Annotated in this window: 11 protein-coding genes; 6 read left to right on the top strand and 5 right to left on the bottom strand. The window is 66.8% G+C overall.

Features of this window, described 5'->3' with window-relative positions:
• Entirely contained in the window at positions 1–708 is a 708-nt protein-coding gene (locus DB30_RS36215; RefSeq protein ID WP_052557885.1) for a DUF3540 domain-containing protein, read from the top strand.
• A 194-nt stretch (positions 709–902) separates the two neighbouring features.
• Here the strand turns inward: DB30_RS36215 and DB30_RS36220 are convergent, their stop codons facing one another.
• Entirely contained in the window at positions 903–1,709 is an 807-nt protein-coding gene (locus DB30_RS36220) for a hypothetical protein (RefSeq protein ID WP_205633142.1), read from the bottom strand.
• 136 nt (positions 1,710–1,845) lie between these two features.
• On the opposite strand from DB30_RS36220, the gene DB30_RS36230 reads away from it, so the two are divergent.
• The 3 genes from DB30_RS36230 to DB30_RS36240 all read left to right on the top strand — a co-directional run bounded on the left by DB30_RS36230 (position 1,846) and on the right by DB30_RS36240 (position 4,549).
• Positions 1,846–2,241 (top strand): DUF4150 domain-containing protein, encoded by a 396-nt coding sequence (locus tag DB30_RS36230; protein ID WP_052557888.1) that lies wholly within the window; start codon positions 1,846–1,848, stop codon positions 2,239–2,241.
• Positions 2,242–2,505: 264 nt separating this feature from the next.
• A complete protein-coding gene (locus tag DB30_RS36235; RefSeq protein ID WP_052557890.1) occupies positions 2,506–3,495 on the top strand; it encodes a coiled-coil domain-containing protein in 990 nt (329 codons plus the stop codon).
• A complete protein-coding gene (locus DB30_RS36240; RefSeq protein WP_052557892.1) occupies positions 3,488–4,549 on the top strand; it encodes a coiled-coil domain-containing protein in 1,062 nt (353 codons plus the stop codon). The genes DB30_RS36235 and DB30_RS36240 overlap by 8 nt, the downstream gene beginning before the upstream one ends.
• 342 nt (positions 4,550–4,891) lie before the next feature.
• Here the strand turns inward: DB30_RS36240 and DB30_RS36245 are convergent, their stop codons facing one another.
• Positions 4,892–5,752, bottom strand: a complete 861-nt coding sequence (locus tag DB30_RS36245) for an MBL fold metallo-hydrolase (protein WP_052557894.1) — start codon at positions 5,750–5,752, stop codon at positions 4,892–4,894.
• Positions 5,753–5,823: 71 nt separating this feature from the next.
• Between DB30_RS36245 and purE the strand changes: the two genes are divergently transcribed.
• Positions 5,824–6,333, top strand: coding sequence for a 5-(carboxyamino)imidazole ribonucleotide mutase (gene purE / locus DB30_RS36250; RefSeq protein ID WP_146662212.1), 510 nt, complete (start codon positions 5,824–5,826; stop codon positions 6,331–6,333).
• 49 nt (positions 6,334–6,382) lie between these two features.
• Entirely contained in the window at positions 6,383–7,555 is a 1,173-nt protein-coding gene (locus tag DB30_RS36255; RefSeq protein ID WP_052557896.1) for a serine/threonine-protein kinase, read from the top strand.
• Positions 7,556–7,723: 168 nt separating this feature from the next.
• Here DB30_RS36255 and DB30_RS36260 read toward each other — a convergent pair whose 3' ends face one another.
• From DB30_RS36260 to DB30_RS36270, 3 genes are read right to left on the bottom strand one after another with little or no spacing between them, the layout of a single operon-like run.
• The gene (locus DB30_RS36260; RefSeq protein ID WP_052557898.1) at positions 7,724–8,908 is read right to left on the bottom strand and encodes a sensor histidine kinase; all 1,185 of its coding nucleotides are present in this window, start codon (positions 8,906–8,908) and stop codon (positions 7,724–7,726) included.
• On the bottom strand, positions 8,905–9,975 hold the full coding sequence (locus tag DB30_RS36265) for a cobalamin B12-binding domain-containing protein (protein ID WP_052557900.1): 1,071 nt from the start codon (positions 9,973–9,975) through the stop codon (positions 8,905–8,907). Before DB30_RS36265 ends, DB30_RS36260 begins: the two co-directional genes overlap by 4 nt.
• A 1-nt stretch (position 9,976) precedes the next feature.
• The gene (locus DB30_RS36270; protein ID WP_205633143.1) at positions 9,977–10,306 is read right to left on the bottom strand and encodes an antibiotic biosynthesis monooxygenase family protein; all 330 of its coding nucleotides are present in this window, start codon (positions 10,304–10,306) and stop codon (positions 9,977–9,979) included.
• Positions 10,307–10,695 lie beyond the last annotated feature (389 nt).

The raw sequence follows: 10,695 nt of genomic DNA on the forward strand, positions 1-10,695 counted from the left end.
ATGCCCGCACCCAAGCTCGACCCCGTGCCATCCGACCGCTCTGCCGCCTCGCCTGCGGCCCGTCCGGCGCAGACGGTGGACGCTGGCGCGCTGGTCCAGCGTCACGGCCGGGTCAAGGCGATCTCCGAAGATGGGATCCTCGTTGACGACGGGGCGGGCACGCGGCTGGTTCGCCAGGCGACCAGCTGCCTGCTCGAGCCGCTCGTGGGTGACCTCGTGTTGTTGGTGGCCCCCGTCCGGGATCCCGGCGGGCACCTGCTCGCCGTGCTCGAGCGCGACTCGACCCAAGCGGCCACACTCTCTGCGCCTGGGGATCTCGTGCTCGCCACGCCGCGCGGCCGCCTGAGTGTTCGCGGCGCGCAGGGCATCGAGCTGCACACCGACAAGACCTTGGATCTACGCGCCGACGAAGCCCGGCTGCAGGCGCGGTCGGGGAAGTTCTTCTTGACCGAGTGCGCCGCCGTGATTCGTACGATGTTCGCTTCGCTGACCAAGTTCACCCACGTGGGCGAGCTGCTGGAATTGCTGGTTGATGTGGTGCGGCAGCGCAGCGAGCACAGCACGCGGGTGATCGCTGGGACGGACCAGACTCAGGCCAGCGACATTGACCACAAGGCCAGCAACAACGTCCAGATCCGCTCGAAGCGGACGATCGTCGATGGCCGCGAGGTCGTGAAGCTCGACGGCGGGCAGATCCACCTGGGCTGAGCGTGTTCAGCTGGGGGCTCCTCGCCCGCCCGCTTCCGGCCGCCAGCGCGGACGGGCTCACGGATCGGTGGCGGCCGCTCGTTCGAGGTATGAGCAACGGTTAAGGCGTGTTGCATCGGGCCGGCAACGCCCTGGTGATCGACGATGAGTGGTCCGCGCTGGAGAGGTTCCCGATCAGCTCGGGTGGCCGGCGGTCAGGGCACGAAGTCGCAGACGAACGCAGCCGGGTCGAGCGGCGCAACCAACGAGACCTCGAACACGGGGTCGAGGAAGTCGCCGTTCCACTCGCTGTGCACCGAGACCGTGACGTCGACATCGCCATCGCAGCTACCGTCGTCGTCGACGTCGATGTAGGCCATCACCAACGGGCCAAGGACGACGTCGAAGATCGGGAAGAACTCGACCCACTCCACACTGAATCCCCCGTTGGCGACGAGCGCCTCGCCACCAAGCTGCGACTGCGCGCCAACGTCCGCCCACACGCGGATCGCCCGGCCCTCTTGCGCGTCGAAGCCGGCCCCATCCACGCGAAGCCCGATCGGAGACCCCTCCGGGTGGAGCGCGGCGAGCATGCAACCCTCGACGGACTGGAAGCACAGCGGGTTGGTGGCCGCGCACGCAGCGAAGGCCTCGCCAACAACCGGATCCCAACCCAGCGAGTCTTCCTCGCAGTAGGTCAGGCAGGCGTCGGGCGTCAGGCACCCGTCAGGCGAGAGCACGGCGCACGACTCGTCGCAGAAGCCCTCGGGCAAGGGCTCACCGGTGTCGGTCTCTTCCGTGTCCGCGTCCCCGTCTCCGTCCCCGTCCCCCGTGTCGCCATCACCGTCACCCCTATCCGTGTCCGTGTCCGTGTCCCCGTCACCCTCACCGTCACCGTCCCCCGAGCTGGTGTCCCCGGTGTCGTCAGAGCCGAGTTCGTCGCTGCCTGCTCGGTCCACGCAGGCAGCGAGGGCGAGCCCAAACACAGCGACACAGACCAAGGACGGGCGATGGGCAGGCATGTGCACAAGCTAGCCGCGCTCGCTGACCAAGAGAATCTGTATTATCAGTTCAATATAGTATCAGGCTACAATATAATTATCCTGCCCGTTCGCGACGGCGCCCGGCCTGGTATGCTGACCCAGACGAGCCCGCCCCATGTTTGCCAACTCCCAGATGATGGGCCTCGACACCGGCTTCCCCGATGTCTGCCTGACGCCAAGCCCCGCCGGCCCCGTGCCGATCCCCTACCCCAACATGGCGACCGGTCCGATGGGCGTACCCGCGGCCTACACCGTGCTGTTCATGTGCACGCCGGCCCACAACATGGGCACCGTGATCCCCATGACAAACGGCGACAACGCTGGGGTTGCGACCGGGGTCGCCTCGGGCATGGTCATGGGCCCGTCGCGGCATCTGACCGCCTCGTTCACGACGCTGGTCGGCTGCCTGCCGGCGACGCGCTTGACCAGCATGTCGCTGCAAAACTCGACCAACTGCCCGGGGGCCCGGATCGTGCCCAGCCAGGTCAAGGTCACGATCCTCGCGCCTTGATGTAGCGGGCGGGTGGCGAGTCCGCCCCTGATCCAAACTTCGCGACCCGAACTTCGCGACCAGACTTCGCGACCAGAGCTGCCGATTGCGTAGATCCGCACGTTGGATCCCCTGATTTGGAGCGCACACGCGCCTTCGATCAGTGGATACTCCCCCCAGTCTACGGCGCCGTCGGGCTGTCCCCGACCGCCGCGTTCCCCCCGGGAGCTTCCGAGGCGCGGCGTTGAAGTGCTGCGTCGCAACAACCCACGGAGTTCAGATCGAATGAGCAATACAGAACCCAAGTCGCGAGAAGAGATCGACAAAGCGTTCTCCTCTCTGCTTCGCGCCCATCGCCAGCTGGCGGGCAACTTCGAGACCCGCGCGGAGGCGGCCGAGCGCGGTCGTGATCGCGAAGTCGTACAGCAAGCCGCGGGCTACACCGTCGACAACATCGTCAAGGGTCTCGCCGAGCTGCAGCTCGAATTTTCAAAGGCCCTCGAGGATCTGTCGGATCGGATGGAGACCGAGTCCGGCAAGGTCGGGCAGCTGCAGCGCGCGATCGAGATCGAGCGCCGCCGGGTCGCTGAGCTCGAGAATTTGACGATCGCCGCCGAAGCCCTCGCGCTGCTCGAGCAAGAGCACGCGCATAAGCTCGCCGAGCTGCAAGCCCGCAGCGCCGAGGATCAGACCGAGCTCGACGCCGCGATCGCCGAGACGCGTGAGCGCTGGGCCAGCGAAGCCGCCGCCCGTGACCTCGAGCTCGCCGAACAGACCGCGCGTCGCGACGCGGATCGCAAGCTCGCCGACGAGGCCCACGCCTACGAGCTGGCCCGCCAAGACAAGCTCACCGCCAACGACAACGCCCTCGCCAAGCGCAACCTCGAGCGCGAGCTCGCCGAGCAGACCGCCAGCAAAGACAAGGACTGGAGCGCCCGCGAGGCTGCGCTCGAGCTGCGCGGCGAAGAGATCGCCAAGCTGCGGACCACCGTCGCAGGTCGGGACGAAGCGCTGGCCAAGGCCGAGACCCAGGCCCGCGAGCAGGCGATCGCTGCGGTCAACCGCGACGCCAAGCACGAGGCCGAGCTCGCTGCCCGCGACGCCGCGGCGGATATCGAGGTGTTCGAGCTGAAGATCAAGACGCTCGAGAGCCGCATTGGTGATCAAACCGGGCAGCTGCAAGAGCTGTCGACACGTCTGAGCGCCGCGCTCAGCCAGGCCCAGAAGCTCGCAAGCGAAGCGCTCAAGAACTCGCGTGAGGTGACCCGTGACTAGCCCCATCAAGGACCTCAACAGCCGCGACACCAAAGCGGTAATTCTCGCGGCCTACAAAGAGCTGGCCAAGGCCTACAAGACGCTGGAGAAGGCCGCGAAGCCGGCCGCCCCCGCGTCCACGCCAACGAGCACCGCGCTGGTCAAGGCTAGCGATTCGCCGTCGCCGATCGGCGGTAGCCTGGGTGCCCAGCTGTCGGGAATTGGCTCGCAGATCGGTGAGCACACCAACAGCTTGCAGCGGCGGCTTACGGCCGAAGCCGTGACCCTGCTCGGGCTGCAGGCCCAGGTCAACGCGCTGACGACCCAGCTGCAGAAGCTCTATCAGATCGACGCTGGTGAGGGCGCGCTCGCCAAGCTGATCGAGAGCCACGAGCAGCGGGCCGCCGCCGCCAAGGACGAGCTGTCGAGCAACACCGAGGCCGCCAAGAAGGCGCTGACCGAGAAGCGCGAGCAGTGGGCCAAAGAGAAGGCGGCCCACGAGCAACAGGTTGCCGAGCAAGCGGCCGAGCAGGAGAAAGTGCGCGCCCGCGAGGCCGAGAGCTACGAGTACGACCTCAACCAACGCCGCACGCAAGAGCAAGACGAGCGGGCCCAGGCAGCCAAGGCGTTCGCGGCCGAGCTCAGCGCCCAGCGCGAGGCTGCGCAGGCCCAGTGGGCTGCCCGTGAGAAGGCGATCGCCGAGCGCGAGGCCGAGCTCGCCACGCTCGAGCAGGAAGCGGCCGGGCTCGACGAAGCGCTGGCCGAGGCCCGCAAGCGGGGCGAGTCGATGGGCATGGGCATCGCTCGCCGCGACACCAAGTCGACGGCAGAGCTGACCAAGAAAGACACCGACAGCAAGCGGCGCGTGTACGAGCTGCGGATCGTCGGCCTCGAAGAGACCCTGGCCAAGCAAGCCGGGCAGATCGACGCGCTGTCCAATCAGTTGGATACCGCGCTTGGGCAGGCGCAGGATCTCGCGGTCAAGGCGATCGAAGGGTCGTCGAACTCGACCTCGTTCGAGGCGATTCGCGAGATCGCAATGGAGCAGGCCAAGAATTCGAGCAAGGGCAAGTAGTGGGTTTCTAGCCCCAAATCAAGCGCTGAATTGGAAAAGGTGAGTGATTTGGGGCTAGTACGAGCCGATAGGCGAGCGTTTGGGGTGAGCGAAGGGGGCTCCGCCGCCGAAGCGAGGGGGCTTTTGAAAGCCCCCTTGAAGACATAGTAGGCCCGAGTCGAGCGCGCAGCGCTTGATTCGGGTCTAGCCGCCGCTTCGCGTCTGGTCGCTTCGCTCCGCGGGGCGGGCTGGACGCGGGCGGCCGCTCCGCTGACCGGCTCGACGGTCAGCGGGGCGCATCCCGCCTGTCTAGACCGCCGCAATTGCGAGTTTCGATCGCCAGCAATCGCCGAGACAGGGTACTCACGCGTCCCAGGCCAGCTGCGCGAGCGACTCCCCGGCCCCGAACTTGCCCCGCTCGTCGCGGTTGATCTTCGCGGCCGCGACCGCTGGATCATGGGTGAAGAACGCCCACCCATCCTCGGCGACCACCCGCTCGAGCATGGTCTGCTTCTCTTCGATCAGCAGCTCGGGGTAGCGGTCGTAGCCCATCGTGATCGGCAGGTGCACCCACGGCACCCCGGGGATCAGGTCACCCATGAAGGTCACCGGACCGCGCGGGCTGTCGACGCGGGTCAGCATCAGACCTGGCGTGTGCCCTTGCGAGTATGAGAACGAGAACGCGGGCCCCAGCGTCGCGCTGCACTCGGCGTCAACGAGCTCGAGTCGCCCGGTGCCCTCTAGCAGCTCGCACAGGCCCGGGATGAAGCTGGCGCGGTCACGGGGGTGCGGATGCTGGGCCCGATCCCACGCCTCGCGCCCGACCACGTAGGCGGCGTTCGGGAACGCGAGCTCGAGCGCGCCGTTGGTCTGGGCCCACGCGCGCAGCAGCCCGCCAGCGTGATCGAAGTGCAGGTGCGAGAGCACGACCACGTCGACCTGCTCCGGTGTGACGCCAAGCGCCGCGAGCGAGGCCAGCAGCACGTGGTCCGACTCTTGGACCCCGTAGCGCTCGCGCAGCTTGGGCTCGAAGAACGCCCCGATCCCGGTCTCGAGTAGGATCGTGCGGTCTTTGTCGCGCACCAGCAGCGAGCGGCACGCGAGGTCGATCCGGTGCTTGTCGTCGGCGGGCGCCCAGCGCTCCCACAGCACGCGCGGACAGTTGCCAAACATCGATCCGCCATCGAGCTTCTGCGTGTTGCCTTCGACCGAGTGCAGCTGCATGGCGCCGGCATACCACGGCCTTGCCGTCGCGTCGGCCGCCGCATAATCTCGGCGGCGGTCCGGTGACGAACATGAACGACAAGGCAGCAATCCGCGTAGGTATTTTGATGGGCAGCGAGTCGGACTGGCCAACGGTTCAACACACGGTTTTGACCCTCGACGAGCTTGGCGTTGGCAACGAGGCCCGCGTGCTCTCGGCCCACCGCAGCCCGGACGCCGCGGGTGAGTACGCGCAGGCCGCGGCTGGTCGCGGGCTGCAGGTGATCATCTGCGCCGCCGGTGGGGCCGCCCACCTCGCCGGGGTGATCTCGGCCCACACGCACCTGCCCGTGCTGGGGATCCCCATGAAGGGCTGGTCGACCGACGGCCTCGACTCGCTGCTATCGACAGCGCAGATGCCCTCCGGGATCCCGGTCGGGACCTTGGCGATCGGCAAGGCGGGGGCCAAGAACGCGGCGCTGTTGGCTGTTGCGATCATGAGCCTATCCGACCCCGAGCTGCGGGCCCGCTACTTGGGGTTCCGCAAGACCCAGACGGAACAGGTGTTGGCGATCAAGCTACCGCCGGCCGGCTCGGTCTGAAGTCTCTCGCGGGCCAGCAGCCGCGCCCGAGCTGAAACCAACCTCCGCCATGATTCCAGTCTTCATCCTCGCTATCATCTTTGGTTCGATCACGCTGTGGCGCTTGATGGCCATGAAGCACAAAGAGCGGATGGCGAAGATCGACCAGGGCACCCACGCAGGCGATCCAAAGATGCTCGCGGCCGCCAGCGCGCGAGAGGGCTACATCAAGGAGCTCGAGGGCCGGGTCCAACATCTCGAGACGATCGTGTGTAGCGTCGACTTCGAGCTCAACGCCAAGATCAACCGGCTCGCATCGCATCAGCTGCAGCTCGGTGACGCCGCGACCAAGGCGATGGGGCTGATGGCGGAGGCTGGCGGCGCCTCTGCTGCTGCAACGCGAGTCACTCCGGCCAAGCCCTTGTTCTCGCTCGAGCCCGGTCAGCGCCTGGGGGATCGCTTCGTGATCGAGCGCAACCTTGGTCATGGGGGCATGGGCGCGGTCTACCTGGCCAACGACGAGCGGCTGACCGAAAGGGTCGCGCTCAAGATCATGCACGGCATGGCGCTGCTCGATCCAAGCGCCAGCGATCGGCTCCGGCGCGAGGCCAGCGCGGCCCGGCGGATCAGCCATGCCAACGTAGTCAAGATCCACGACGTCGGCGAGGATCAAGGTCACCTGTTCTTGTCGATGGAGTACGTAGAGGGCCAGTCCCTGGCCCAGCTGATCAGTCGCCACGCGGTGCTGCCGCTCGAGCGCGTGCGCGGGTACGTCTCGGAGATCTGCGAGGGCCTCGCGGCCGCCCACGCGCAAGGGGTGATCCATCGGGACCTCAAGCCGGCCAACGTGATCGTGACCCCGGATCAGCGGGTGAAGATCATCGACTTTGGGCTCGCGCGGGTCGCCAACCTGGAAGGTATGACCGCGACCGGGATGCTGCTGGGTACGCCGGAATACATGGCGCCGGAGCAGATCAAGGGCGGAAACTTGGACGGGCGCACGGATCTGTACGCGCTGGGAGCCCTGACCTATCACGCGATCACGGGGCGTCCGCCGTTTACTGGGGACACGCCGATCGGGGTCAGCCTGGCGCAGGCGACCGAGCAGCCGATCCCACCCAGCGCGCTGCGGCCGGGGTTGGAGCCGGCCTGGGATACGTTCGTGCTCACGGCGTTGAACAAGGCCAAGGAAGATCGCTTCGAGACCGCGCAGGCGATGCGCGACGCGCTGCCGCGCGGGTGAGGTTGTTCAAACCAAGTGAAGGCCGGCCTGGTGAGCAGCCCGATGGATCGTCGACATCCGTGCTGGTCTCGGTTGCGTCGCCGGACGCCGTGGACCTCGCCGTGCGGGGTCATCGTCGAACTCCCCCTGCGGATGGATCCGCCTGCCGACGCAGTCACGAGCGCGGTGTCAGGTCGGCGCCGCGCAGCTGGGAAACTGGGCACGAAACGAGGTCCCGACCCCAACCTCGCTCTCGACCCAGATCCGGCCCTGGTGGGCCTCGACGATGCGCTTGACGATCGCAAGGCCGAGCCCGGTGCTCTTCTCGCCGGCCGTGGCCTTGACGCTGGTCGTGCGAAACGCCTCGAACACATGGTCGAGCTCGGTGGGCGGGATGCCCTGACCACGATCCCGGACCTCGACGCAGACGTGCTTCGCGTCGCTCTCGACCATGACCATGACCCCAGTCCCGGGGTGTGAGTACTTGATGGCGTTGGACAGCAAGTTGTTCATGACCTGCTCGAGCTTGCTCGCGTCGCCTTCGACCCAAGCCGGACCGCGGGCGCGCTCGATCGCGATCGAGATGCCTTTGTCGCGGGCGACCATCTCGTTGAACACGATCGCGCGGGCGATGAGCTCCCCAAGCTCGAGCGGCTTGCGATCGAGGACGAGCTTGCCGGACTCGAGCGCCGAGATCTCGAGCAGATCCGTGACCATCTCGGCCATGAACTTGGTCATGCTGGAGATCGAGTCGAGGAACCTGACTTGGCGCGCAGACAGCTGATTTGGGTCTCGATGTATCAGCTTCGTGAACCCGAGCACGGCCCCGAGCGGGGTGCGAAGGTCGTGGGCCACGAACGCGAGGATCGTGTCCTTCTGCGCGTTGATCCGGGCGAGCTCGGCGTTCTTCTTGGCCAGATCGCGCTGGACCACGGCCATCTCGTTGTTGAGCCGCGTCAGGTGCTCGAGTGACGCGGCGTCGCGCCTGCGTCCAACACCCTCGCGCAGCAGGGCTCGCAGCGCGTTCGCGTGCTCGCGGTTCGCGTCCATGAACTCGCTCTCGAGGTCGAGGTCGGGGCCATCGTGGTCGGGGGCGGTCACGATCAACATCGAGCGCCCGTCGCGGGTCACGCCGGTCACACGGATCGCCACGAGGGCGTCGGAGACCTTCGCTGTCAAATCCCAGTCCGCGGCCCAACCCGTGGTCCGCAGCGCGTCCAACATCGCACAGGCCTTCAGCGTGGACTCGGGGTCGAGCAGCGCGACGAGAGGCTGACCTCGTGCGCGGCTCAGATCCAAGAACGGGGCCTCGCGCACGACTTCGCGCACGATCCCCGCCAGGTCGCACATCAGGATCGCGTTGACTGGGGTCACGGCGCCTCTACCAGCATGTTGGCAAGGGCCACCGCCGCGCTCGCGTCAACGCTGTGGGCGTCGGCGCCCAGTCGCAGATGCAGCCCGGGGTCGCGGTTGAAGCAGTTGCCACCGACCATGATCGTCGTGCTTGCTGCGTGGCTATCGGCTCGCACGGCGTTGATCAGCTCGCGGACCCGGTCGAGATGAACGGTCAGCGTGGCCGAGATCGCGAGCAGCACCGGCTGGCGTTGGTTGATCGCGGTGAGCAGGGCTGACGTCGGGGTGTTCGCCCCAAAGTAAACGGTGTCCCAACCGTCGAGCTCGAACAGATCAGCGACCATGCGCGCGCCGAGCTCGTGGAGCTCGCCAGAGACACAGCTGACGATCATGGTGCGCCCAAACTTGGGCTCGGCGAACAACTGCGGGTACAGCTGCGACATGATCATCTGGGTCGCCGCCGTACAGTAGTGCTCCTGCGCGATGCTGATCTCGTTGAGCTGCCACAGCCGCCCGAGCTCATATTGTGTGGGCTGAAACACGTGCATGTACATGTCTCGGATCGGGGCCCCCGCCGCGACGGCCTCGAGGATCAGCTGCGACGCACCCCGCCGCTCCCAGCTCAACAACAAGCGCAGATACTCGCGCGCGAGCGGGGCGTGAGGGTTGCCATCCTCGAGCATGGTCGGGGTCTCGGGGATCGGACCCGCGAGCGCGAGCAGGGCTTCGTGTACGGTCGAGACCGCCGCCTGCGTCGCGGTCTCGCGCTCGAGGACCTCGATCAGACAGCGAAGGTTCATGGTCAGGTCAAAGACCGGGACGCCACGGCTCTCGAGCATGCTGCGCCCCCACTGGACGTAGCTCGTGAACAGGACGCGGCTGTCGGCGGCCACCGCCTGCTGGAGGTACGACAAGTGGTAGCGAGCGTCCTCGAGGCAGCGCTCGCGCCCGGCGAGGCCGTAGCGGACCGCGAGCGCGGGCACCCGCTCGTAGTGGAGGGCCACGGTCGCCAACGCCAGCTTCTCTGCGCGCGCGTGGAGCTCGCGAGACAGCGCGACGCGACGCGCCGATTCGAAGGTCGGGGTCATCTCAACGACATAGTTGGTCGAACATGCGGAGCGAGGTCTGCCTGGGAACGAGCTTGAGACCCTTGGGAATTCCGCGGTGCGACTCGCCGAAGGTATGTCCGCGGTGCCAGGTCCAGAAGCTGTCTTTGTCGGTCCACCACGTCATCAACCAAAATTCCTCCGGCTCGTCGTGGGGGATCAGCACCTCCATGCGAACGAAGCCTGGAACCTGATCGACGAGGTGTGGACGATCGAGGAACGCAGCCTTCACCTGATCACCCATCCGATTTGCGACGACGAATCGACTCATCGCAACGACCATGGTTGGGCTGATGTGAGCGTCCTGGCTCATGATGGGCTCGCGGCTGAGGTCGCAGCTGCACCTGGACCTCCGCGCGACGTCGAGCTTGACTGGTGTTCGGCAGGATGCAACCCGGGTGTTGGTGCCACTTTCGCGGCGAGGGGGGCGCCCCACGAGCACAGCATTGAGTGTCGTGGTCCCGGGCGCGCGGCGTTCTGCGGCCTTGCTCGGGTGGCCCGCTGGCGGGTCACTCGACGTGGCCCGCTGGCGGGCCACCGTCCCGCTGGCGGGCCACTAATTTTTGTGGTTCGCACGAGATCACTGACGAATCAGCGTGGCACGTCGCTTGCCTTGGTGGTGCGTCACGATGCCAAGCACACTCCACCAAGGCGTGGTCTCGCTGTTCTGTGATGACTCGGCCCTCGCGTTCGATCTCCTGC

The organism is Enhygromyxa salina (assembly GCF_000737335.2).
Classification (GTDB): domain Bacteria; phylum Myxococcota_A; class Polyangia; order Nannocystales; family Nannocystaceae; genus Plesiocystis; species Plesiocystis salina_C.